The sequence below is a fragment of the Paraburkholderia sp. BL23I1N1 genome, assembly GCF_003610295.1.
Taxonomy (GTDB): domain Bacteria; phylum Pseudomonadota; class Gammaproteobacteria; order Burkholderiales; family Burkholderiaceae; genus Paraburkholderia.
In genome coordinates, this window is record NZ_RAPV01000001.1 from 5,592,788 (window position 1) to 5,617,343 (window position 24,556).

Genomic DNA, 24,556 nt, shown 5'->3' on the forward strand with positions numbered 1-24,556 from the left:
CCGCATGTCACGACATTAGCGGCTCGGCCGCATCAAGCATCATCTTGACGAAATAGTCCGCAAAACTGCGGCGCACGACGATATCGAAACTGTCCGCGCCAGTAGGCAAGAGCGTCATCGATGCCTTGAAATAGTGGCTCTGCGCGCACTGCCCTTCACCGAACAGTTTCGGGTGCAGATCGAGCGGACAACCGCGCGCCAGCACGTCACGCGTGCGCGTGCCACTGATTTCGAGCACCGTATAGCCGCTACCGATATCCACCGCCGAAGCGAACACGCCCGCAAATGCCGCGCCGAGCTTCGCCTGCAACGGCGCGGTGCGAGTTGCGTCGTGTGCCATGGCCGAGCGCACCAGCCACTCGTCCGGACCGAGCCACAGCATGTCGTAGCCGCTGCCGCGCACAAGGGTGTTCGCCTTCTCCGGCGGCCGGCAGCCGATCACGCTTTCCACCGCGCTCACGAACGCGGCGTCGCGTGTATCGCCACGCACGTTCACGAGTTCCAGAAACGGCCGCTCGCTCAGCCGGAACGCCGCCGACACCGTCGCCTGATGCTTCTTCAGCAATGCATCCGTACCCACCAGCGGCGACTCCTGCCACACGCCGGTTTGCTGGCCGACAGCGCGATCCACCGCCGACACCGCCCCTCTAGTTTCATTCCACATGTTGACGTGCTCCTTCGCTGTCGTAGAACACCGAACTGGTGACCTTGGCTGCAATCTGCTTGCCGCTCGCCAGCGGAATCGTGACTGTTTCGCCGATCTTGTCGAGACCGCCCTTCACCACCGCCATGGCAATCGAACGCTTCAGGATCGGGCTGTAATAGCTCGACGTAACGTGGCCGAGCATCGGCGCGGTATCGCCCTGGAACGGACCGGCGACGATCTGCGAGCCTTCGGGGATCACGAACGACGGATCGTCAGACAGCAGTCCAACTAGCTGCTTACGCCCCACCTTCGCGGTGTCCGAACGCGTCAACGAACGCTTGCCGAGAAAGTCCTTCGACTTCGCAACCAGCCCTCCCATACCGACGTCATACGGCGTCATCGAGCCGTCCGTATCCTGGCCGACGATGATGTAGCCCTTCTCGGCACGCAGCACGTGCATGGTTTCCGTGCCGTACGGCGTGATGTCGAATTCCGCGCCCGCGGCCATCAGCGCCTCCCACACCGCGCGCCCCACGTTCGCGGGCACGTTCACTTCATACGCCAGCTCGCCGGAGAAGCTGATCCGCATCACGCGCGACGCTGCGCCCGCCACGGTACCTTCGCGATAGCTCATGAATGGGAACGCCGCGTTGGCAAAGTCGATGTCCTGGCAGACCTTCTGCAAAACTTTGCGGCTATTCGGACCGACCACGGCGAAGGTTGCCCAGTGATCCGTCACGGAAGCCAGCCGCACGCGCATGTCCGGCCACTCGGTTTGCAGCCAGCGTTCGAGCCATGTGAGCACACGCGCCGCGCCGCCCGTGGTGGTGGTCATCATGTAGTGCTGGTCGGCGAGACGCACGGTCACGCCGTCGTCGAAAATCATGCCGTTTTCGTCGAGCATCAGGCCATAGCGGCACTTGCCGACTTCCAGCTTGCTCCACGGATTCGTGTAGACCCAGTTCAGCAGCTTCGCGGAATCGGGACCCTGAATGTCGATCTTGCCGAGCGTCGAGGCGTCGAGAATACCGACGCTCGTTCGCACCGCCAGCGACTCGCGCGCCACCGCCGCATGCATGTCTTCGCCCGCTTTCGGGAAGTACCAGGGGCGCTTCCAGTTGCCGACGTCCTCAAAGGCCGCGCCGTTTTCCACGTGCCATTCGTGTACGGCCGTCTTGCGCACCGGATCGAGAAACTCACCCAGCTCGCGGCCTGCAAACGTGCCGAACGTAACCGGCGTGTAGTTGGGACGGAACGTCGTGGTGCCAGTCTCGGGAATCGTCTTGCCGAGTGCCTGCGCGAGAATCGCCATGCCGTTGATGTTGCCGAGCTTGCCCTGATCGGTGCCGAAGCCCATCGCCGTGTAGCGCTTCACGTGCTCGACGGATTCAAATCCTTCGCGTGCCGCGAGAAAAATATCGGCCGCCGACACGTCGTTCTGGAAGTCGACGAACTGCTTCGGCCCACGCGTCGCGAGTTCGCGGCCGCCGACGAGCCACAGCGGTTGCATCTTCGCTTCGGTAATCTCAGCCACCTGCACCGGAGTCGGCCGCGCAACGATGTGCCCAGCGGCACGCGCCGCCTCGACACCGGCGTCGACGGCGAAGCGAATGCCCTGGCCCAGTGTGAAGTCGCCGGCACACGCGCCAACGCTCGTCTCCGCCTGCATCGCCTTGCCCGGCACGAAACAGGCTTTGTCGTCATGCCAGTGCGCCTTGCCGCCCGATTGCGCGAACAGGTGCAGTACCGGGCTCCAGCCGCCGGACAGCGCGAGCAGATCACAGGGCAGCGCGCTCTGCTTCGCACCGACCTGTCCGTTCGAATATGACGCTATGTCTACAGAAGACACGCGCAGCTTGCCATGCGCGGCCGTAATGGCCACACCGTTCATCACCTTGACGCCGTAGCGGCGTGCGAGCGCAGGCAGCGTGCCTTTCGATTCGGCCGCGCGCGGATCGACGACCGTCACCTGGGCGCCGGCCGCTTTCAGATCGAGCGCGCATTGATATCCGTCGTCGTTATTCGTGAACACCACGGCATTGCGGCCCGGCAGCACCGCGTAGCGATGCAGATACGTCGACACAGCCGACGCCAGCATCACGCCCGGCAGATCGTTGTTGCCGAACACGATGGGCCGTTCATGCGCGCCCGTTGCGAGAATCACGCGCTTCGCGCGGATCTTCCACAACAGTTCGCGCGTGCCCTTTCTCTGCGATACCGGCAGATGCTCAGTGAGCCGCTGCGTGACGGTAATGAGATTGTGGTCCTGGTAACCGAATGCCGTGCTGCGGCACAGGATCTTCACGTCAGGCATCTGCCGCAGTTCGTCCTCGATCTTCTGGACCCATTGCAACGCCGGTTTGCCGTCGATCTCCGTGCGGCACGACAGCAGCGAGCCGCCGAGTTCCGGCTGATCGTCGATCAGCGTCACGCGTGCGCCCGACAAGGCCGCCGCATGCGCGGCCGCCAGACCCGTCGGGCCACCGCCGACCACCAGCACGTCGCAATGCGCAAAGCACTTGTCGTAGCGGTCCGCATCGGTTTGCTCGGGCGCTTTGCCGAGACCGGCCGCATCGCGGATCACTTCTTCGTACTTCGGCCAGAACTTGCGCGGCCACATAAAAGTCTTGTAGTAGAAGCCCGCTGGAATGAAGCGCGCGAACTTCTGGTTGATCGCCATGCGGTCTTTCTCGATGCTCGGCTTCGCGTTCACGCTGGTCGCGACGAGTCCCTGGTACAACTCCACTTCCGTCGCACGCGCGTTCGGCACCGTGTACGCGCCGGTTTCGAGTTGCACGATCGCATTCGGCTCTTCCACACCCGCCGTCACGATGCCGCGCGGGCGGTGGTATTTCCAGCTGCGCGCCACGAAATGCTCACCGTTCGCCAGCAACGCGGATGCGAGCGTGTCGCCCTGATAGCCCTGATACTTGCGCCCGTTGAACGTAAAGTTCAGTACGATCGCGCGGTTGATGCGCCCACCGCTGGGGAGTCGGTCTTTCTGGCTCATGGTGCCTTACCCTCTTGTGCCTTGCCTTGTGCGTTAGCCTCGTTGCTGTCCATGGCGAGCAGCGGACGTTCGAAGGTCTCGTAGCCCTGGACCTCGTAGCTCACCGTGTCGCGTTGCGCCTTGAACCAGCGGCGGCATCCTTGCGTGTGCATCCATTGTTCGCGATGCACGCCGCGCGGATTCTTGCGCATGAACAGGTAGTCGCCCCATTCCTTGTCGGTGAGCTTTTCGGTGTCGAGCGGACGTGCAATGTCCGCTTCGCCGCCGCAAGAAAATTCGGTTTCGGCGCGTGGCCCGCACCACGGGCATTCGATCATCAGCATCTGGTTCTCCCTCGCAATTCGTTGTGGTGCGTCAGCGTTAGTGAGCAACGGCGGCCGCGCCGTGCTCGTCGATCAGGTGACCGGTGTAGAAACGGTCCAGCGAGAACGGCGCATTCAGCGGATGCGGCTCGTCCTTCGCGATCGTGTGCGCATAAGCCCACCCCGAACCCGGCGTCGCCTTAAACCCGCCGGTGCCCCAACCGCAGTTGAAATAAAGCCCCTTCACGTCGGTCTTGCTGATAATCGGGCACGCATCTGGCGACACGTCGACAATGCCGCCCCATTGGCGGTTCATCCGCACGCGCGAAAACACCGGGAACATCTCGACGATCGCTTCAAGGGTGCCTTCGATGATGTGGAAACTGCCGCGTTGACCGAAGCCCGTGTATTGATCGACACCCGCGCCGATCACCAGATCGCCCTTGTCGGACTGGCTGATGTAGGCATGCACGGCATTCGACATCACCACCGTATTGACGACCGGCTTGATCGGCTCCGACACCAACGCCTGCAACGGATGGCTCTCCAATGGCAAGCGGATGCCGGCCATATCGGCGAGCGTGGAGGTGTTGCCCGCTGCCACTACCGCAACCTTCTTCGCCTTGATGAACCCCTTGGTGGTATCCACGCCGACGACCTGGCTGCCGTCACGTCGAATCCCGGTTACCTGGCAGTTCTGCACGATGTCGACACCATGTTGATCCGCGCCGCGTGCGAAGCCCCACGCCACCGCATCATGCCGGGCCACGCCGCCCCGACGCTGAATCGACGCGCCGAGCACGGGATAGCGGCTATTCAGATTGATGGTCGGCTCGATTTCCTTGATCTGCTCCGGCGTGAGGAATTCGGCATCCACCCCGTTCAGCCGGTTGGCATTCACGCGACGCTCGGTGTCGCGCACGTCCTGCAACGTGTGCGCGAGGTTCATCACGCCGCGCTGGCTGAACATGACGTTGTAGTTCAGGTCTTGCGAGAGACCTTCCCACAGCTTCATCGCCTTTTCGTAGAGCGCGGCCGATTCGTCCCACAGATAATTCGAGCGCACGATCGTCGTATTGCGCGCCGTATTGCCGCCGCCGATCCAGCCTTTTTCCAGCACGGCGATATTGCGCACGCCATGTTCCTTGGCCAGGTAGTAGGCAGTGGCGAGACCATGCCCGCCGCCGCCGACGATCACGACGTCGTATTCACGCTTGGGCTCCGGGCTTTTCCACTGACGTTCCCAGTTTTCGTGATACGACATCCCGTTGCGCACCAGGCTGAATATCGAATAGCGGCTCATTGTTGGTCCTTTGGGTCCTGTTGTTACGCGTTGCTTCCTGACTGCTTCTTCTCAACTTCAACTCTTTTTCAGTTCAACACTCGATGACGTTCACGGCGAGGCCGCCGCGCGACGTCTCCTTGTATTTGGTCTTCATATCCGCGCCGGTTTCGCGCATGGTCTTGATCACGTTGTCGAGCGAGACGTAGTGCTGGCCGTCGCCCTTCATCGCCATGCGTGCGGCGTTCAGCGCCTTGATCGCGCCCATCGCGTTACGTTCGATGCAGGGAATCTGCACGAGGCCGCCAACCGGGTCGCAGGTCATGCCGAGGTTGTGTTCCATACCGATTTCAGCGGCGTTTTCCACTTGCGTCGGCGTGCCGCCCATCACGGCGGCGAGCGCCGCCGCGGCCATTGAACAGGCCACGCCCACCTCGCCCTGGCAGCCCACTTCGGCGCCCGAGATCGAAGCGGTTTCCTTGTAGATGATGCCGATCGCCGCAGCCGTCAGCAGGAACCTGACGATGCCCTCGTCGTTCGATGCATGCATGAACTTCACGTAGTAATGCAGCACCGCGGGAATCACGCCGGCCGCGCCGTTGGTCGGCGCCGTGACGACGCGCCCGCCCGCGGCGTTTTCTTCGTTCACGGCCATCGCGTAGAGATTGACCCAGTCGAGCATCGACAGCGGATCGCGCAACGACTCTTCCGAATGCGAACGCAATTGGGCGCACAAGTCGGCGGCGCGGCGCTTGACGTGCATGGGGCCGGGCAATTCGCCCCGCTCCTTGCAGCCGCGTTCGACGCAAGCGGACATGACGCGCCAGATCGTCAGCAACCCGTCGCGCACCTCCTGCTCGGACCGCGACGCGCATTCGTTGCGCAGCGTAATCTCCGCAATCGACAAACCCGTTTCGCGGCACACACGCATCAGATCGTCGCCGGTCCGAAACGGATAAGGCACGTCCGCACCGGCGCGCAGGCCGTTCACACGGTCGCCTTCGCGATTGATCACAAAGCCGCCGCCAATCGAGTAATATTCTTTCTCCACCAGCAGTTGGCCGTTTTCGTCGAAGGCCTGAAAACGCATGCCGTTCGGGTGCACGATGCTCGAGCCCGGTGCGCCCGGCATCAGCTTGCGGAAAAAGCCGAGATGTTCACGCTCGTCGAATTTGACCGGGTGCTTGCCGAGCAGAACCAGTAGTTTCGATTCGCGAATCGCCTGCAGGCGCGGTTCGATGATGTCCGGGTCGATCAGATCGGGCAGATTGCCTTCCAGGCCGAGCAGCACCGCCTTGTCCGTGCCGTGACCCTTGCCGGTCGCGCCGAGCGAGCCGAACAGTTCGATCTTGACGCGGCGCACGAAGCCAAGCAGATTGGCGTCCTCGATATGCGAGGCGAAGCGGCACGCAGCGATCATCGGCCCGACGGTGTGCGAGCTGGAGGGACCGATGCCGATCTTGAAGAGATCGAAGACGCTGACGTTCATGGCGTGCCTTATACGTTGCGAGACCAAAATCAAGCCGGATTAGCCGGGTTACCGGGTTGGCTTGAACTAGTCCCTATTGCACCGCACGTCAAATTTGACCGATAGAATAAAAACGGCATGACAGTGGGATAGTGGCGTCAAGCGGGTCGCTGGCCAAGCACGGCGGCGGTTTTGCGATGACTTCTGACGCATTTGCGACAGGCGCCGAGGTTGCGGCTGGCGATGCTGAGGGCGGCGCTGAATGGGTCGCTTTTCCCCTGGTGCTATGCTTGATTCAACTCTTTCCCCTTGCCGGCTGCATGCATGAATTCCGCTGAACCGCGTCCCCTGCCATCAATCGACGGCCCCTCGAAGCAGCGCATCCGCTTCGGCATCATCCTGCTGCCGAACTTCACGCTGACGGCGTTCTCGGGTTTCGTCGACCTGCTACGCCTGTCCGCGGATGAAGGCGACTTCAGCAAGCCTGTGCGCTGTTCGTGGAGCGTGATAGGGGAAACCCTCGCTCCCGTGCGCGCGAGTTGCGGGATCCAGATCACGCCGTGGGAGACCTTCGACAACGCCGAGCCGTTCGATTACGTCGTGGTGGTGGGCGGCCTGCTGCATTCCGGGCCGGCCGCGAACGACGCGACGCTGGCCTTCATCCGCCGCGCCGCCGCCGCCAACGCAACACTGGTCGGCATGTGCACCGGCGTGTTTTCGCTGATGCGCGCGGGCGTGCTGGAAGGCCACCGTATCTGCGTAAGCTGGTTTCACTACTGGGATTTCATCGAGCGCTTTCCGGCGGTCAATGAGGAGGCGCTGGTGGCGGACCGGCTCTTTGTGATCGACCGTCGACGCATTACGTGCTCGGGTGGACGCGCGTCGATCGACGTGGCCGCGGCGATTTTGCTGCGCCACTTTGAAACGGCCACGGTGCAAAAGGCGCTGCGGATTCTGCTGGTCGACGATATGCAGAAAGGCAATGCGCCGCAGCCGCATCCGCCGGGATTGGCGCCCGCCGCGCATCCGAAGGTGAAGCGCGCGATTCTACTGATGGAACAGCATGTGGGGCGTTCGTTATCGCTCGACGAACTGGCGCGCAAGCTCGATTTGTCGCCGCGTCAGCTTGAGCGACTCTTCAAGGCGCAAACCGGTAAAGCGCCGCAGGCGTATGCGAAGCAGGTGCGTTTGCGCACGGCGGCGTGGCTGCTGACGAGTTCGGATAAGACGGTGGCGGATATCGCGTCGAGTTGCGGCTTTTCCGATGCCTCGCATCTGGGGCGAGAATTCCGCAAGCAGTTTGGCTTACCGCCGATGATGTACCGCGAGCAACGCGGAACGGCGGCGGAAGTCGATAAGGGCTCGGGTTATGACGAAACCTTCCCGGGACGGGCTCAGGCGATCTGAAGGCGGCGTTTGTTGTGACCGAGTTTGCCCGCCGAAATGACAGGTCAGCTATCGCAGCAACCTGCTTTCGCGCCGCCGGAACGGCGCGAAAGCTAAACCCTCAAGCCTCAACCCTCAACCCTCACCCTCACTTCCCCGCGACATAAGCCTTCACCGCCGGCAACCCGTCCTTCCCATCGAAGGTCTTCACGCCCGCAAGCCACTTGTCGAGCACACCCGGATTCGCCTTCAGCCAATCCTTTGCCGCCTTGTTCGGATCCGTCTTGTTCATGATCGGCAGCATCACGTGGTTCTCGATATCGGTCGTGAAGTGCAGATTCGACACCAGCTTCGCGACGTTCGGGCAACGTGTCGAGTAATCGGTCGGCGTGACCGTCAGCACTCTGGCTTCGCCGTAGTTGGGGCCGAACACGTCGTCGCCGCCTGACAGATAGTCGATCTTCATCTGCACGTTCATCGGATGCGGTTCCCACCCGAGAAACACAATCGGCTTCTTGTCGCGGATCGCGCGATTCACTTCGACCAGCATGCCCGCCTCGCTCGACTCCACCAGCTTGAACTTACCCAGGCCGTACTGGTTGCTGTCGATCATCTTCTTGATCAGCGCATTGCCGTCGTTACCCGGCTCGATGCCATAGATCTTGCCGTCGAGCTTGTCGTAGTTCTTCGCGATGTCGGTGAAGTTTTTGATGCCTGCCTGATACGCGTAGTCCGGCACGGCCAGCGTGTATTTCGCCCCGGTCAGGTTCGGCGTGGGCAGCACGGTAAGCTGTCCTGCTTTCCTGAACGGATCGATCATCGGATCCATGGTCGGCGACCAGTAGCCGAGGAACACATCGATCTGCTTGCTCTTCACGCCCGCGAAGGTGATCGGCACCGAGGCGATGGTTTTGGTCGGCTTGTAGCCGAGCCCTTCGAGCACCGTCGAGGCGAGACCGGTAGTTGCCGCGATATCCGTCCAGCCGACGTCGGCGAACCGGACGTCCCGGCAGGTGGCCGGTTCCACGGCAAAGACAGACGACACCGACAGTGCGCACAACGACGCAGCCCACACATGTTTCATGGCATTCCCTCAGGGTGATTGAAGCTTGACTGGTTTTACAGAGCGGATTTATAAGGCACGATTTTTTACACCGACTTCGCTGATGCCAACTTATTTACGTCAACTCATTTACGTCAACTCATTCACGCAGAAAGCCGCCGCTCGACGCTCGGCGCGTGACCAAACTGCGCGCGATAAGCCTTACTGAAATGACACGGCGAATGAAAACCGCACACAGCCGTTACCCGCGCGATCGACGCGTCCGTATTGCGCAACAGTTCGCGCGCGCGGCGCAAACGCAGGGTCAGGTAATAGTGCGTTGGCGATACGCTTAAAAACATCTTGAACATCCGCTGCAAATGACGTTGCGACAGATGCACGAGCCGCGCGAGTTCATCGAGCGACAATGGTTCTTCGATATTCGCTTCCATCAGGCGCACGACTTCGATCAATTCCGCACGCGAGAAACCCACCCGCGCGTCGACAGGAATATGCTGATAATCGGTCGAACCGCGAATCCGCTCGACGATGAACTGCTCGGACACTTGCGCCGCGACCGCATGGCCGAGACGCATGCTGACCAGGTTCAGCATCAGATCGAGCGGCGCGGTGCCGCCGGTGCACGTCATCCGGTCACGGTCGATCACGAACAGTTCATCGGCGAAACGCACATCTGGATAGCTTTTGTGCAAGGGCGACATGTCTTCCCAATGCACGGTACAGCGATAGCCGTCGAGCAGGTTGGCCGCCAGCAGCGCATACGGTCCGGTACAAATGCCGCCGAGCGGAATGCCTTTCGACGCCACGTCCTGCAGCAAAGCGATGACCGTATCGTCCACGTAATTTCGCACATGCCAGCCGGCGCAAACGATCAGCACGTCCGGCATGCCCGCTTCGGCCAGCGTCGAGGTCGGCTTCACCGTAATGCCGTTGCTCGCGCGCGCCGGCTCGCCGTCCGGCGTAATCACCGACCAGGTGTAGTGCTGCGCGCGGCCCACGTAGTTGGCCATCCGCAGCACTTCGACCGCGCTCGTAAAAGCGATCATCGAAAAATTCGGCAGCGTCAGAAAGCCGAAGTGCGCGAGCCCGGACAGCGGCGAATCGGATGCGGCCTCGACGGGGGGAAACGCGTCGCGCTTCATGGGCGGCTCAGCTGTGCTGCGCAGTCGGCGCGCGGCGCACCTTCATAACGCTGCGCAGACCTGACAGCAGCGGTGCCCGCGCCGTGCCCGGCGAGCGGCCGAAGCTCTCCGTGATGCGGTCGAGAATGATCGCAAGCATCACCACCGAAAGTCCGCTTTCGAAACCGAGGCCGATATCGAGCCGCTGAATACTCGCCAGCACATCGTTGCCGAGACCGCCCGCGCCCACCATCGAGGCGATGATCACCATCGAGAGCGCCATCATGATGGTCTGGTTCACGCCGGTCATGATCGACGGCAGCGCGTTCGGAAACTGCACCTTGTAGAGCAACTGCAAGGGCGTGCAGCCGAATGCCTGCCCGGCTTCGACAATCTCGCGATTCACATGCTTGATGCCGAGCGACGTGAGGCGCACAGCAGGCGGCATCGCGAAGATCACCGTGGAAAGAATCCCCGGCACGCGGCCGAGACCGAACAGCATGGCCGCCGGAATCAGGTAGACGAATGCAGGCATGGTCTGCATCAGGTCGAGCACGGGGCGCACCATCATTTCGACGGTGCGGCTCTTCGCGGTCCAGATGCCGAGCGGCACGCCAAGCAGCAGGCTGATCAAGGTCGACGAGAGCGTGAGGCCGAGCGTGATCACCATCTGATCCCAGAAGCCGGTGCCGTAGATCAGCAACATGGCCAGCAACGTGAAGAGCGCGAAACGCCAACCCACCCGCCACAAACCGACGCCGACGAAAAACGCCACCAACGCCCACATCGGCACCGCTTGCAGGCCATGCTCGATCATGGCGGCAAAACTCTCGATGACCTTGCCGATGGAATCGAAGGTCTTTGCGTCGTGGTCGAGCAGATAGTGAACGCCGTGATCGACCCAGGCGCCAAGTGGAATGACTTCAGACATGGGAACCTCGATGGCGCGTGAGAACGTTCAGCACGTTCGTCTTGTTGACCGAACCGCAGTAGGAGCCGTCCGCTTCGACGACCGGCAGCGGCGCGCGGCTCGCCACCACGCGTTCGACGACGTCGTCCAGTGGCGTAGTACGGCGAATGCATTCGATGTGATTGAGCTTGGGCGACGCGCTGCCCATCGCATCGCGGCACACGAAGCCGCGAATCTTGCGCTCGGCGTCGAGCACGAACGCGTAATCGGCGCTGCCGTTGAGCGTCGCGGCCACGCTCGATGCGTCGATCTGCGGCGAATGCTGCATGAGCGGCACCGCGTCCGTCTGCATCAGGTCGCCGGCTGTCAGATAGCGGCTGGTGTCGATGCCTTCGAAGAACGCGCGCACATAGTCGTCGGCGGGATTGGTGATGATTTGCTGCGGCGTGCCGACCTGCACCACCTTGCCGCCTTCCATGATCGCGATCCGGGTGCCGATCCGCATCGCCTCTTCCAGATCGTGCGAGACGAACAGAATGGTGCGCTGCTGCTCGCGTTGCAGATCGAGCAGCACGTTCTGCATTTCCTTGCGCTTGAGCGGATCGAGCGCGGAGAACGCCTCGTCCATGATCATCAGCGACGGGTTGACCGCCAGCGCCCGCGCCAGCCCCACGCGTTGCTGCATGCCGCCGGACAACTGGGCCGGCAACTTTTCCGCGAATGGCGCGAGGCCGACCTGTTCGAGCACGGTCATGGCGCGCTTCTCACGCTCCTTCTTGCCGATACCCGCCACTTCCAATCCGAACGCCGCGTTGGAGAGCACCGTGCGTTGCGGCATCAACGCAAAGGACTGAAACACCATGCTCATGTCCTTGCGGCGCAGCGCCGTCAGTTCCGCGCGCGGCACGCTGGCCACGTCGCGGCCGTCGATCAGCACCTTGCCGGCCGTCGGCTCGACGAGGCGGTTGATCAGGCGAATCAGCGTCGACTTGCCGGAGCCGGACAGGCCCATCAGCACGAAGATCTCGCCTTCCTTCACTTCGAACGATACGTTGTGGACACCGACTATCTGACCCGTGCGCGCGAACACTTCTTCTTTCGTCGCACCGCCTGCCAGCATGCCGATCGCCTGTTTCGGGTTGGTGCCGAACACCTTGCACAGCCCTTCGACCACGACCTTGGGGGAATTCATTGAATGCTCTCCTCGCATGGCGGACGTCCGTCCGCGCTGTGCATACATAGTTGCCAGAAAAAAGTACGCCTAGCCGACTATTTGCGACAACCACATGTGGAAATACGACACCGATGGTGCGCGGATATTGGCAGATCGTGGGCAAAGCCCTGTCGGATAAGGGTTTGCGGGGTGTTGGAGTGGCCGGCCGGGCGTGTCGCGCCAGAGCAAGTTTGGGAGGATTCGGCGGAAAAACTGGGGTTTTGGGGGCGCGGCAGGTGAACTTGCGGCGGTGCAGCAAGCGCACCGTTGCTCAGCGGACACCAGGACGCACCGGCGAGCCGAACCCGATGATCGATGGTCGACGCCTGTTATCGCGCGCGGACGACCTGCAGCAGACGGTCCGCTCGCGCGAAATACCAGATTGCGAGGCCGGCAAGGAACGGATACATGCAACACAGGCGCGCGAGCGCCCAAACTCAGCAGAAAAGCTCATTGCGTTCCCCGTTCCATCGTGGATACCAGCCGGCAAAATTTGAAACGGCGCGACCTGGCTATTGGTTGCCGTTTGGTTGCCGGTTCGAGCCGAAAAACAGCGCCGCTGGTTGCATGCAGCGGAGCGAAACCGGAGATCTAGCCGGCTCATGGTCCACGGGAATCATTAGGGCAACCTTAAGGCGCTGCGCCGTTACTCCGTGTTACCAATCTCGCGTCCCTCTTGCACCTGCAAACCGCGGCCCTGCCTACACTGCGCACCATCCTCACTGTCATCGCCTGCAACCGCCGGGCGAAAAGAAAACATGCGCAAGAACCTATTATCAGTGATTCTCGGCGGCGCGATATTGGTGGCTGCCACAGTTGCTTCGGCCCACGTCCACGTGGGCATCGGCATTGGCATTCCCGGACCCGTCTTCGTGCCTGCCCAGCCGGCCTACATCGCGCCTCCGACGGTCGTCTACGCACCTCCGCCGGTGGTGGGATATTACGGCTACGGCGACGACTGGCGCGCCCGTGAATGGCACGAACGGCAGGAGTGGCGTGAACGGCAGTGGCGCCACCATGAGCACGAGGAGCACGAGGAGCACGAGCGCGAATGGCGCGAACGCCGTGGCTGGGACGGGGACTAAGGCAAGCGAAGCGGCGGCGCCGTGAGGCAAACGTCGCGCCGCTATCGGCCGAGGCGGCCGACGCCACGATCCGTGTCACGAGATCGACACGCCCAGTAGCTTGCCGATGCCGAACGTAAACCCCGCGGCAATCAGACCGATTACAACCTGCCGCATGGCGGAGAACCCCGCGCCGCGCCCGTTGAACAACGAGGTAAAGACCCCAATCGACGCGAGCGCAAGCGTGCTCAGTACGATGCATTGCACGATCGCGTTAAGCCCGTGCGTCCACAGGAACGGCATCACCGGAAAGATCGCGCCGAGCGAAAACAGGCAAAACGAGACGCCCGCAGCGGACCACGGATTGCCGCCCAACTCGGCGGGGTCGAGTCCGAGTTCCTCGCGCGTCAAGGTATCGAGCGCCTTGTCCTTGTCGCGCATCATCTGCGCTGCCACCCGTTTGGCCTCAGCGGCGTCCAGCCCTTTGGCGCGATAGATCAGCGCCAGTTCGTGCTCCTCGGCTTCCGGCGACATCTCCAGTTCTTCCGCTTCTTTAGCAATCTGGGTGCTGGCCAGTTCGCGCGCGTTGGTCACCGACAGCCATTCACCCAATGCCATCGAACACGCGCCTGCGATCAGTCCGGCGAGCCCGGTGAGCAGGATTGCCTTGTTGCCGGTTCCCGCCCCGGCCACGCCCATGATCAGGCAGAAGTTCGACACGAGGCCGTCGTTCGCTCCGAGCACCGCCGCGCGCAGATCGTTGCCTGATGAAACACCCTTGTGCCACGACTCCGCTGCGGCGATACGAGCCCCTTGCGACAGGTCCGGATCGCCACCGCCGTGAGCCAGGGTCTGGACCACCGCCGCGTGATGATGCTCGTCGGCCGACATGCGGCCCGCATCCGGCTGCCCGTGGCATTTGTTACGGTCGGCGTATTCGGCCGCAGCGAGCGTGGGCAGCACGAACCCCGCCCCGAACAGGCGTACCAGTGCTTTCATCAGGCGCGTTTTCACCGCCTGACCGGCGCCCTTCGGCTGGATGCCGTTGGCTCTCAGCTTATCGGCCCACACCTGCGCATGATCGCGCTCCGACTTCGCGAGGTCGCTGTAGACCTGCTTGCGCGTGTCGTCTTTCTCGACTTTCGCGAGCGTTTCATAGAGCGCGGCGCTATGGAGCTCATCGGAGAGATTGGCTCGGTACCGCTTGACTTCATGTCTGGATGCCATGGCGAGGTGCCTGAATATCGAATCACTAACAACGAAGCGTAATCGATTCAGGAACGAAAATCATAAAGCCCCTAAAGCGCGTCTTTAGCGAGAACGCCAACTGTTCTCATCCCCATTCGGTTCAGCACAATTTTCCTTAAGACATGCTTAGACGTGAGCTTATCCGGCACTATCGCCTTCTATTTTCCGTGCCTCGAAATACGGGATAAAGTTGTTTGAGCGCCATAAGGATAAATTAAGGAAAACTTCTTATTCTGTGAGTACGCATCGACCGGATTGGTCGACGCGGCACCGTCACTCTATTGGAGAACCATGATGAAAGCACTCAAACACCTCATGCTCGTTGCGTCGATCGTCGCCATCCCGACTCTTTCGTTTGCCCAGCAGACGAACGCACCGATGAACGATACAACATCGGCACCCGCCGTCTCGATGCACGACACGCAGAACAATCAATCGGGTACGCAATATCAGCAGCCTTCGCACAAGATGTCGGGTAACAGCGACAGCTCAGGTTACGGCGCGCCTGCTTCAAGCTTTTCGCAATCTTCAACGATGCATTTCGCGGGCAAGAACTCGGGCTTGTTCAAGCATTGAATGCGCGCGATAACGCCTCGCACTTCCGCACGCTGTCCGTTAAGCCGCAGCAAGTCAGCGGACCAAAATCGGCGCGGTAGCGAGGCTACATCGTCAATCGGAAAGCCACGCAAGAAAGCCCATCAGACAACCAGCGAGATCATTGCGGCGCCGGCGCTGCCCGATATCCTCGCTGGCCGACAGCTAACGCCAGTATGGCGGACACCGCGAGACTCGCCGCCACCACATAAAGTCCCGCAGCATATCCCCCCGTCACGCTTTTCAACCAGCCGATTGCAAACGGGCCGACGAAACCGCCGAGATTGCCGATCGAGTTGATCATCGCGATACCGGCCGCCGCGCCGGCACCTGAGAGAAAGGTACTCGGCATGGCCCACAGCGGCGCCTTGGCCGCGCTAATGCCGACGTTCACGAGGATCAGCGCGAATATCACCGCCACGACGGTATCCGCAAAGCCGGCCCATGCGAGCCCGACGCCTGCCGCCACACACGGAATCACCACATGCCACGTGCGCTCGCCCGTGCGATCCGAATGGCGGGCCCACATCACCATGCCGATCACGGCCAGCACGCTGGGAATCGCATTCAATGCGCCCGTGCCGAGCGCGGTAAAGCCGAATTGACGAATGATCAGCGGCGCCCAGAGCCCGAGCGTATAAAGACCCGCCGACGTGCCGAAGTAAATGATCGACATGATCCACACACGCGGGTCGCGCAGCGCGGCGAGCGCGCCTGCCGCGTGGCCTGCCTGCGATTCACGTCCCGCCCGTTCTTCGCGCAACGTCGCGATGAGCCATGCTTTCTCATCCGAGGCAAGCCACGCCGCCTTTTCTGGCGAATCGGTGAGCGCTTTCAAAACCACGAAGCCGAGAACGACAGCGGGAATCGCTTCGATGATGAACAGCCATTGCCAGTCTCTCAATCCGAACAGCGCCGGCATCTGCATGATGGCGCCTGAAATAGGCGAGCCGATTGCCGTCGACAAAGGCGCGGCCGCCATGAACGCCGCCGCTGCAACGGCACGCTGCCGCGCGGGAAACCACTGGCTGAGATAGAGAATGATGCCGGGAAAGAAACCAGCTTCGGCCACCCCGAGCAAAAAGCGCAGCACATAGAACGAGTTCGGCCCAACGACAAACGCGGAAGCCGCCGACACCAGCCCCCACGTCACCATCACGCGTGCAATCCAGATGCGCGCACCGACCTTGTTCAGAATGAGGTTCGAGGGCACTTCGAACAGAAAGTACCCCAGAAAGAAGATGCCGCCGCCGAGCCCGAACATGGTTGGTGAGAGCCCGAGGTCCTTGTTCATCGTGAGCGCGGCAAAACCAACGTTCACACGGTCAAGAAAACTGACGAAGTAAAGCAGCATGACGAAGGGCAGAATGCGCCACGTCAGCTTGCGAACTACACGGGCTTGCAATTCATTGGCCATGCCAGTCTCCATTCTTCAAATCGCCCGTGACGCGTTCGTCCGGGCGCTTTGTTGTTGTCTTAATGCGTGTCGCGTATTACGTGTCGCGAGTTCAGGCTGCCTTGAACGCTGCCGCCGGCTCCGCCGCTGCGAGGATCTCGCACACCGCGTCGGTTACTTGCACTGTGGTGGCCGTGCCGCCAAGGTCGCCGGTGTGCAGCGCCGGGTCAGCCGTGATGCGTTCGATCGCGTTCATCAATTGCTGCGCGGCGCCCGCCTCGCCAAGATGCTCGAGCATCATCACAACCGACCACAACGTGCCGACCGGATTGGCGAGACCCTTGCCCATAATGTCGAATGCGGAGCCGTGAATCGGCTCGAACATCGAGGGATAGCGGCGCTCGGGGTCGAGATTCGCGGTCGGCGCGATACCGAGGCTGCCGGCCAGCGCCGCGGCCAGATCGCTGAGAATGTCCGCGTGAAGGTTCGTCGCGACGATCGTGTCGAGCGTGGCGGGACGATTGACCATGCGCGCGGTGGCGGCGTCGACGAGTTCCTTGTCCCATTTGACGTCGGGAAACTCTTTCGAAACTTCGAGCGCAATCTCGTCCCACATCACCATGGCGTGGCGTTGTGCATTGCTCTTGGTGATCACCGTCAGCAGCTTGCGCGGCCGCGACTGGGCGAGGCGGAACGCGAAGCGAAGAATGCGCTCCACACCGGCGCGGGTCATCATCGAAACGTCTGTGGCCACTTCGATCGGATGGCCCTGGTGCGCGCGGCCGCCCACGCCGGAATACTCACCTTCCGAGTTCTCGCGAACGATGACCCAGTCGAGATCCGCCGGCCCACAGCGCTTTAACGGGGCGTCGATGCCGGGAAGGATGCGGGTGGGACGCACGTTCGCGTACTGATCGAAGCCCTGACAGATCTTCAGGCGCAGACCCCAAAGGGTGACGTGATCGGGAATATGCGGATCGCCCGCCGAGCCGAACAGAATCGCATCTTTGCTACGGATGGCGTCCAGCCCATCGGCCGGCATCATCACGCCGTGCTGACGATAGAAATCGCCGCCCCAATCGAAATTCTCGAACTCGAACTGGAAGGCGTCGCTTCGCGCCGCGATGGCTTCGAGCACCTGTTGGCCTGCGGGCACGACTTCCTTGCCGATGCCGTCGCCGGGAATGGTTGCGATGCGATAGGTCTTCACTGGCGTCTCCATGATGTTGAACGTATGGCTGCATCCTAGAGCGGAGACCGCTCGCGAAAACGCTGCTAGACTCAAAGCATCCTTAACCTGAAGTTAACAATGACTGGCTCAACACTCTGCTCATTGGCCTACGCATTATGACCTCGTCAATCCAGCCGGACGACCTCGCCTTCTTCTCCACGCTCGCCGCCAGCGGCAGCCTGACGGCAGCGGCGCGCGAACTCGGGTTGAGCACCGCGGCGGTGAGCAAGCATCTGGCGCAAATGGAGTCGCGCGCGGGCGTGTCGCTCGTCAATCGCACCACGCGGCGCATGAGCCTCACGCCGGAGGGCGAACTGTATCTGACCCGGGCTCGGCGCATCCTGAGCGAAATGGACGACCTGGCCCAATTGCTCGGCGGCTCGCAAGCGGCGCCGAAAGGTCTGCTGCGCGTGAATGCGACCCTCGGCTTCGGCCGCAGTCATGTGGCGCCGCTGATTTCCCGGTTTGTGCGGCGCTTTCCCGAAGTGGACGTGCAGTTGCAGCTCTCCGTCGACCCGCCGCCGATCAGCGACGACGCCTTCGACGTGTGCGTGCGCTTCGGCGAACCGCCGGATGCTCGCGTGATTGCGCGCCGGGTCGCGCCAAACCGGCGGCTGCTGTGTGCGTCGCCGGCGTATTTCGCCAAACGGCGCGCACCACGCAGTCCGGCGGAGCTATCGCAACACAACTGCATTGGTATTCGTCAGGGCGACGATGGCTACGGGCTTTGGCGTCTAACCAGCGGACGCGCTTCGACCGAAAAGACCGAGACAGTTCGCGTGCGGGGCAACCTCACCACCAATGACGGCGAGATCGCAGTGAAGTGGGCGCTGGACGGCCACGGCATTCTGATGCGGGCGGAATGGGATATCGCGGAGTATCTCGCCGACGGCCGTCTGATTCACGTACTGCCGGAATACCGCACGCCGGGTGCCGACATTTACGCGGTGTACCCGCAACAGTTGCAAATGACGGCACGGGTCAAGGCATTCGTCGACATGCTGATAGAGACGCTTGGCGCGCGATGAGTCATCGGCTGTAGTTCTGCAATGCAGAACTACAGCATCACACGGCCGATCGGTAATTCAAACCGGATAATTCCGGCAATTCCCTTGTATTACCGGGCCTTACGGCGCAAATCAAGCACGCCTGCATCGCCAGGTGTTTTCCCTATTTTGGCCTGCATTGCAGTCCAAACAGGCGATTCCCCCCGTTGACACAGAACGAACGGTCGTGCCAAATTGCGCCTGCATCCTGTGCGCAAGCACCCGATCAACGAGTTCATCGCAGCGCCGAGCCGCCCAGCGAATCAGGAGACGACCCAGCAGGCAACCGGACCCGAGGCGCCCACCAGCAGACCTATTATTTCGCATCCCTTAGCAGATTGCGAAGGCTCGCGATTGTCACTACGGTCCATTTAAAACGCATCGCGCAACAGATCGCCAGAACCTTGCAGCACACGCATTACTTCGCCAGTTCAATCGATTTCAAAAAACAAGGAGACACGAAGCATGCCGGCAAGTCATCGCAGTCGGGTTGGAGCCATTCTCGGATTAGCAGGTGCGTGCGCACTCAGCGCCGCGCAAGGCGCGCATGCGCAAAGCAGCGTCACGCTATACGGTATCGTCGACGGCTCCCTGCTCTACACCAGCAAAACACTTAATCCGACCACCGGCCAGAGCGCTGGCCATCAATACTCGTTCACCGACAGCGGGCTCTCGGGTTCGCGCTTCGGCATGCGTGGCGCCGAAGATCTCGGCGGCAGCATGCGCGCGATCTTCGAACTCGAAAGCGGCATCAGCATCGCGAACGGCGCGTTCAGCAATTCGAACGGGAACGAATTCGGGCGCCAGGCGTGGGTCGGCGTGGAAAGCCGCTACGGCACGGTGAAGGCCGGTTTGCAGTTCTCGCCCTTCTTCCTCGCGGTGTATGACTTCGATCCACGCGAGATGTCGTACTTCGGCAGCGGTCTCATCACCTACCTCAATAACGTCTATGTGACCGGCCTGTTCAACCCGAACGGCATTTCGTACACATTGCCGGAAATTGCCGGCTTGCAAGCCAGCGCGATGATGGCGCTCGGCGGCACAGCCGGAGATTTTCAGGCGGGCCGCCAGTATTCGGCGAGCCTGCGCTATCACCTCGGCTCGCTGACCGTCGATGCCGCGCTCTATAGCGGCAACGCTGGCGGCAGCGCAGCATCGATCGCGATTCCGAGCGTGGTCGAATTCGATGGCCGTGCGATCGGCGCCAGTTACGTATTCAACAGCCTGACCGTGAAGGCCTCGTACGTGCAGTATAAGGTGGCGGGTTCGTTCAACGATCGCGTCTATTCAGGCGGCGCCAGCTATCGGATCACACCGGCGCTGAACGTCGACGCGGGCGTGTGGGTCACGCGCGACGGGAACAACTCGTCGAACAATTCGATACTCGCATCCACCGGGCTCGAGTATTCGCTGTCGAAGGCCACTGTGGTGTATGGGCAGGCCGGCTTCGTCACCAACCACGGTGCGATGCACACCGGACTGTCCGTCAACAACGCACTGAACGAAGCGACCGGCACAACCGCCGGCGTCAACATCGGCATGCGGCACATGTTCTAGCCTGTGCGGAACGCGAGACACCGGTGTGCCGCGCGAGCGGTGCGCCGTGTCATGCGAGCGAGTAACCGATTTTAGTGACTTCCCTAATAATCTGCAATGCAGAACAATCAAATGGAAAAACCTATTGACGCAAAGTGAACGCTCGTGCGAAATATCTCTCGCGCCGCCGCACATTCCCTGTGTTGTTTGCGCCAATGCGTGCATGTTTCAAACCGTCGACAAGCGTCGATAACGGTCGCCGGATTCGAGAGAGCGGCTGTTGTCCCGTCCGTAGTCAGGCGTGCGGCGATCCGTCTCCTGAACCAGGGGTGACCATTGCATAGCGCGCCTCTGTTGGAGGGCGTAAAAGCGTGGATATGTTTTTGCAGCAGGTTCTCAACGGGTTGACGCTGGGTGGCATCTACAGCCTCGTCGCGCTCGGCCTCACGCTGGTCTACGGCATTCTCGCAGTGGCGAACTTCGCTCACGGCGCGTTCTACATGGTTGGCGCGTTCGTTTCGTTCTACCTGATGAGCCGGCTCGGCTGGAACTACTGGCTCGCCATGATCGGCTCCGGCTTCGCGGTCGCGCTACTCGCGATCCTCGCCGAGCGGCTGGTGTTCCAGCCACTGCGCAAATCTTCCGAATTGCATCCCATGATCGCCGCGATCGGCCTTCTGCTTTTTCTCGAAGCGGGGGCGCAAGCAATCTGGGGCGCGGACTTTCATCGTATGGCCACGCCCTATGCCGGGATCGTCGACCTGGGTGGCGTGACCGCGCCGCTGCAGCGCTTGCTGATCATCGGCGCCGCGTTCGCCCTGGTGGTGCTGCTGCAACTCTTTCTCCGATACACGGTGATCGGCTCGAGCATCATCGCGATGGCGCAGGACCGCGAAGGCGCCTCGCTGATGGGCATCGACGCCAACAAGGTAACGATGCTCACCTTCGGCATCTCGGGCCTGCTCGCCGCCGTGGCGGCCACGTTGTACGCACCCATCAACCTCGTCTATCCGGCGATGGGCCAACTGGTGATCCTGAAGGCCTTCGTGATCATCATTCTCGGCGGCATGGGCAGCGTGCCGGGGGCGATCGTGGGCGGGCTGATCATCGGCGTGGCGGAGAGCTTCGGGGCCTTCTACATTTCGACCGACTACAAGGACATCATCGCCTTCGTGCTGCTGGTGGTGATTCTGTCGGTTCGTCCTCAGGGGCTGTTCACCAGGGAACTGCGCGCATCGTGAAATCAGTCATGAAATTATTCGAGGGCAAGCTGGGGTGGACGCTGCTGTTCGTGCTCGGTCTGGTGTTCCCGTTTCTGGCCACTAACGATTACATGCTCACCGTGATGTCCACCGCGTACATCTTCGCACTGGCAACCGTCGGGTTGAATCTGATCACCGGCTATACGGGGCAGTTCAATCTCGCGCACGGCAGCTTCATGGCGGTAGGCGCGTATACGGTGGGCATTCTCACGGTGGATCATCAGGTGCCGTTCTGGCTCGCGTTCATCGCCTCGGGCGTTGTCGTCGCGATACTGGGCGTGCTGGTCGGCCTCGTGTCGCTGCGTCTGCGCGGTCACTACTTTTCTATTTTCACGCTGTGCGTCGGCTACATCATGTTTCTCGTGATCGAGAAATGGGACAGTCTCACGCACGGCGTCTCGGACATCGTGGGCGTTCCGGCGCCTTCGGGCTTCGGCATCGTTTTGTTCGACAATCCGCGGCCGCTCTATTACCTCGTGTTCGCGTTTCTGGTGCTCGGTGTGTGGCTGATGCATCGCATCGTCAACTCGCTGCTCGGCCGGACCTTCATGGCGATCCGCAATAGCGACGGCCTCGCGCAGTCGCTCGGCATCAACCTGATGCACAACAAGGTGCTGGCCTTTGTGCTGTCGGTCGTCTATGCGGGGTTCGCGGGCGGTCTGTATGCAGGCGCAGTGCGCTTTCTCGGACCGGATCTGGCCGGTGTCGAGCATACCTTCGACATGACCATGTACATGCTGGTGGGCGGCATCGGCACCCTCGCCGGCCCGCTGCTCGGCGCGCTCGCTATTCCATGGCTTACGCAGTATCTGCAGTTTCTGCAGGCGTACCGCTTCGTCGTGTTCGGGCCGATCCTGATTCTGCTGGTGATCTTTTTGCCGAACGGGATCGTCGGTTTGTACATGGCACGAAAAAACCGTCACGCGAAACCGGCAGCGCCGAAAAGCGGCGTTGTGGCGCGTCAGTCGCAACCCACGCGCGGAGACCGTCATGCTTGAAATCGACTCGCTCAGCAAACGCTTCGGCGGTCTCGTCGCGGTGGACGACGTCAGTACGCATATCGAAGCCGGCAAGATCAACGCCATCATCGGACCGAACGGCGCCGGCAAGACCACCTTCTTCAATCTGATCAGCGGCACCCATTTGCCGAGCTCCGGACGCATCCGCTTCAAAAGCGAGGACGTGACGAAGCTAAGCGCCGATCAGATGGCGCGCCTCGGTGTCGCGCGTACCTTTCAATCCACCGCGTTATTCGACCGCGCCAGCGTGCTCGACAACCTGATCGTGGGACACCGGTTGCGCACACGCTCCGGCCTGTGGGACGTGCTGACACATTCAGCGCGGCTCAAGCAGGAGGAACGCATCTGCCGCGAGAAAGCGCGCGAAGCCTTGGACTTCGTCGGCTTGTCGGGGATCGCAGAACGGCTGGCCGGCGACATCTCGCAGGAAGAGCGCAAACGCGCTGCCGTAGCGCTCGCGCTCGCCACTGAACCAAGCCTGATGCTGCTCGACGAACCGGCGGGCGGCGTGAATCCCGAAGAGACCGAAGGCCTTGCCGAACTGATCCGCAAGCTGGTGAAGCACGGCATAACGGTGTGCCTTGTCGAACACAAGATGAACATGATCATGAAGCTTGCCGACCGCATCATGGTGCTGAACTACGGCAAGAAAATCGCCGAGGGCACGCCGGCTGAGATCCGCGCGAACCCGGCCGTGATCGATGCCTACCTGGGGAGCGAACATGCTGAAGTTTGAAAACGTCTCGCTCGATTACGGCCGTTTCCGTGCGCTGGACGGCATCACGCTGCACGCGGACGAAGGCGAACTCGTCGTGCTGCTCGGCGCCAACGGCGCGGGCAAGAGTTCGATCTTTCTCGCCACGAGCGGCTTGCGGCGCGCCGCGAGCGGCAGCTTGCGCCTCGGCCCTCGCGAGCTGCTCGGTATGACGCCGGCGCAGATCGTGCGCAGCGGCGTAATTCAGTGTCCCGAGGGCCGCAAACTGTTCCCCGGCATGTCAGTGCTGAAGAACCTCACGCTCGGTGCCTATGTGCATCGCGGCGACAACGCCGGCAATCAGCGCAATCTCGAGCAGGTGTTTGCGCTCTTCCCGCTTCTTGCCGAACGCAAGGAGCATCTGGCTGGCTCGCTGTCCGGCGGGCAGCAGCAGATGGTGGCGATCGGCCGCGCGATGATGGCCCGGCCCAAGGTGCTGCTGCTCGACGAACCCTCGCTCGGACTCGCGCCGCTGGTGGTCAAGCAGGTGTTCGAGGTGATCCAGCAGATCAATCGTGCGGGCACAACGGTGTTGCTCGCCGAACAGAACGCGTTCGCGGCGCTGAAAATCGCGCACCGCGCTTATGTGATCGAGAACGGCCGGATCGTGCTCGAAGGCGATCACGCGAGTCTGATGAACAACGAGGCAATCCGGCGCGCTTATGTCGGCGGCTGAATGACATTGACGCACTGCCGGACACATAACCCCAAGCGCCGGCTCACTCGAACAATCCCAAAGGAGACACGTATGACGATCAAACGCTTGTGCGCACGCGCCGGCCTGTATGCGGTTGTCACCACGACTGCGATGCTGGGCGCGGGCGCCGCGATGGCGCAGCAGGTGGTGCATATCGGCTACTCCGGCCCGTTGAGCGGCGGCGCGGCGAAGTACGGCCAGGAGGTGCTCGAAGGCATGCAGATGGCAGCCGCCGACGTCAATCAGGCTGGCATTGAAGTGGCCGGCAAGGGGTATTCGTCCTTCCCGTGCAAAATCTGGCGGTAGTC

The 24,556-nt window shown here is 61.7% G+C and carries 22 protein-coding genes; 10 read left to right on the forward strand and 12 right to left on the reverse strand.

Annotated features, from left to right (window positions below):
- Positions 1 to 7: 7 nt before the first annotated feature.
- From B0G76_RS26080 to B0G76_RS26100, 5 genes are all read right to left on the reverse strand, one after another.
- Complete coding sequence (locus B0G76_RS26080; RefSeq protein WP_120295060.1) at positions 8 to 664, reverse strand: sarcosine oxidase subunit gamma; 657 nt, start codon at positions 662 to 664, stop codon at positions 8 to 10.
- On the reverse strand, positions 654 to 3,656 hold the full coding sequence (locus B0G76_RS26085) for a sarcosine oxidase subunit alpha family protein (RefSeq protein WP_120295061.1): 3,003 nt from the start codon (positions 3,654 to 3,656) through the stop codon (positions 654 to 656). The genes B0G76_RS26080 and B0G76_RS26085 overlap by 11 nt, the downstream gene beginning before the upstream one ends.
- Positions 3,653 to 3,979: a sarcosine oxidase subunit delta gene (locus tag B0G76_RS26090; protein WP_120295062.1), complete on the reverse strand. Its 327-nt coding sequence runs from the start codon at positions 3,977 to 3,979 to the stop codon at positions 3,653 to 3,655. Before B0G76_RS26090 ends, B0G76_RS26085 begins: the two co-directional genes overlap by 4 nt.
- A 37-nt stretch (positions 3,980 to 4,016) precedes the next feature.
- Positions 4,017 to 5,261, reverse strand: a complete 1,245-nt coding sequence (locus B0G76_RS26095) for a sarcosine oxidase subunit beta family protein (protein WP_120295063.1) — start codon at positions 5,259 to 5,261, stop codon at positions 4,017 to 4,019.
- A 73-nt stretch (positions 5,262 to 5,334) separates the two neighbouring features.
- Positions 5,335 to 6,729: an L-serine ammonia-lyase gene (locus B0G76_RS26100; protein ID WP_120295064.1), complete on the reverse strand. Its 1,395-nt coding sequence runs from the start codon at positions 6,727 to 6,729 to the stop codon at positions 5,335 to 5,337.
- A 303-nt stretch (positions 6,730 to 7,032) separates the two neighbouring features.
- Here B0G76_RS26100 and B0G76_RS26110 point away from each other — a divergent pair, with 303 nt between their 5' ends.
- On the forward strand, positions 7,033 to 8,115 hold the full coding sequence (locus tag B0G76_RS26110; RefSeq protein ID WP_120295066.1) for a GlxA family transcriptional regulator: 1,083 nt from the start codon (positions 7,033 to 7,035) through the stop codon (positions 8,113 to 8,115).
- 127 nt (positions 8,116 to 8,242) lie between these two features.
- On the opposite strand, the gene B0G76_RS26115 is transcribed toward B0G76_RS26110, so the two are convergent.
- From B0G76_RS26115 to B0G76_RS26130, 4 genes are all read right to left on the reverse strand, one after another.
- Positions 8,243 to 9,178, reverse strand: a complete 936-nt coding sequence (locus B0G76_RS26115) for a choline ABC transporter substrate-binding protein (RefSeq protein WP_120295067.1) — start codon at positions 9,176 to 9,178, stop codon at positions 8,243 to 8,245.
- Between the two features lie 122 nt (positions 9,179 to 9,300).
- The gene (locus tag B0G76_RS26120; protein ID WP_120295068.1) at positions 9,301 to 10,299 is read right to left on the reverse strand and encodes a GlxA family transcriptional regulator; all 999 of its coding nucleotides are present in this window, start codon (positions 10,297 to 10,299) and stop codon (positions 9,301 to 9,303) included.
- Between the two features lie 7 nt (positions 10,300 to 10,306).
- Positions 10,307 to 11,209: a choline ABC transporter permease subunit gene (gene choW, locus B0G76_RS26125; RefSeq protein ID WP_120295069.1), complete on the reverse strand. Its 903-nt coding sequence runs from the start codon at positions 11,207 to 11,209 to the stop codon at positions 10,307 to 10,309.
- Complete coding sequence (locus tag B0G76_RS26130) at positions 11,202 to 12,380, reverse strand: glycine betaine/L-proline ABC transporter ATP-binding protein (protein WP_120295070.1); 1,179 nt, start codon at positions 12,378 to 12,380, stop codon at positions 11,202 to 11,204. Before B0G76_RS26130 ends, choW begins: the two co-directional genes overlap by 8 nt.
- A 779-nt stretch (positions 12,381 to 13,159) precedes the next feature.
- Here B0G76_RS26130 and B0G76_RS26135 point away from each other — a divergent pair.
- Positions 13,160 to 13,486: a hypothetical protein gene (locus B0G76_RS26135; RefSeq protein WP_120295071.1), complete on the forward strand. Its 327-nt coding sequence runs from the start codon at positions 13,160 to 13,162 to the stop codon at positions 13,484 to 13,486.
- 75 nt (positions 13,487 to 13,561) lie between these two features.
- On the opposite strand, the gene B0G76_RS26140 is transcribed toward B0G76_RS26135, so the two are convergent.
- Positions 13,562 to 14,692, reverse strand: coding sequence for a VIT1/CCC1 transporter family protein (locus B0G76_RS26140; protein ID WP_120295072.1), 1,131 nt, complete (start codon positions 14,690 to 14,692; stop codon positions 13,562 to 13,564).
- Positions 14,693 to 15,004: 312 nt separating this feature from the next.
- On the opposite strand from B0G76_RS26140, the gene B0G76_RS26145 reads away from it, so the two are divergent.
- Positions 15,005 to 15,289, forward strand: coding sequence for a hypothetical protein (locus B0G76_RS26145; protein WP_120295073.1), 285 nt, complete (start codon positions 15,005 to 15,007; stop codon positions 15,287 to 15,289).
- A gap of 139 nt (positions 15,290 to 15,428) precedes the next feature.
- On the opposite strand, the gene B0G76_RS26150 is transcribed toward B0G76_RS26145, so the two are convergent.
- Positions 15,429 to 16,724: an MFS transporter gene (locus tag B0G76_RS26150; protein WP_120295074.1), complete on the reverse strand. Its 1,296-nt coding sequence runs from the start codon at positions 16,722 to 16,724 to the stop codon at positions 15,429 to 15,431.
- Positions 16,725 to 16,815: 91 nt separating this feature from the next.
- Positions 16,816 to 17,913 carry a tartrate dehydrogenase gene (locus B0G76_RS26155; protein ID WP_120296823.1) on the reverse strand — a complete coding sequence of 366 codons (1,098 nt, stop codon included), beginning with the start codon at positions 17,911 to 17,913 and terminating at the stop codon, positions 16,816 to 16,818.
- Positions 17,914 to 18,050: 137 nt separating this feature from the next.
- Between B0G76_RS26155 and B0G76_RS26160 the strand changes: the two genes are divergently transcribed.
- From B0G76_RS26160 to B0G76_RS26190, 7 genes are all read left to right on the forward strand, one after another.
- The gene (locus tag B0G76_RS26160; RefSeq protein WP_120295075.1) at positions 18,051 to 18,962 is read left to right on the forward strand and encodes a LysR family transcriptional regulator; all 912 of its coding nucleotides are present in this window, start codon (positions 18,051 to 18,053) and stop codon (positions 18,960 to 18,962) included.
- A gap of 483 nt (positions 18,963 to 19,445) precedes the next feature.
- The gene (locus tag B0G76_RS26165; protein ID WP_120295076.1) at positions 19,446 to 20,537 is read left to right on the forward strand and encodes a porin; all 1,092 of its coding nucleotides are present in this window, start codon (positions 19,446 to 19,448) and stop codon (positions 20,535 to 20,537) included.
- 356 nt (positions 20,538 to 20,893) lie between these two features.
- Positions 20,894 to 21,757 carry a branched-chain amino acid ABC transporter permease gene (locus tag B0G76_RS26170; protein WP_409076762.1) on the forward strand — a complete coding sequence of 288 codons (864 nt, stop codon included), beginning with the start codon at positions 20,894 to 20,896 and terminating at the stop codon, positions 21,755 to 21,757.
- Positions 21,758 to 21,765: 8 nt separating this feature from the next.
- Entirely contained in the window at positions 21,766 to 22,776 is a 1,011-nt protein-coding gene (locus B0G76_RS26175) for a branched-chain amino acid ABC transporter permease (protein ID WP_120295078.1), read from the forward strand.
- A complete protein-coding gene (locus B0G76_RS26180) occupies positions 22,769 to 23,533 on the forward strand; it encodes an ABC transporter ATP-binding protein (RefSeq protein WP_120295079.1) in 765 nt (254 codons plus the stop codon). The genes B0G76_RS26175 and B0G76_RS26180 overlap by 8 nt, the downstream gene beginning before the upstream one ends.
- A complete protein-coding gene (locus tag B0G76_RS26185) occupies positions 23,520 to 24,227 on the forward strand; it encodes an ABC transporter ATP-binding protein (protein ID WP_120295080.1) in 708 nt (235 codons plus the stop codon). The genes B0G76_RS26180 and B0G76_RS26185 overlap by 14 nt, the downstream gene beginning before the upstream one ends.
- A 72-nt stretch (positions 24,228 to 24,299) precedes the next feature.
- Positions 24,300 to 24,554 (forward strand): hypothetical protein, encoded by a 255-nt coding sequence (locus B0G76_RS26190; RefSeq protein ID WP_120295081.1) that lies wholly within the window; start codon positions 24,300 to 24,302, stop codon positions 24,552 to 24,554.
- The last annotated feature ends 2 nt before the right edge of the window (positions 24,555 to 24,556 follow it).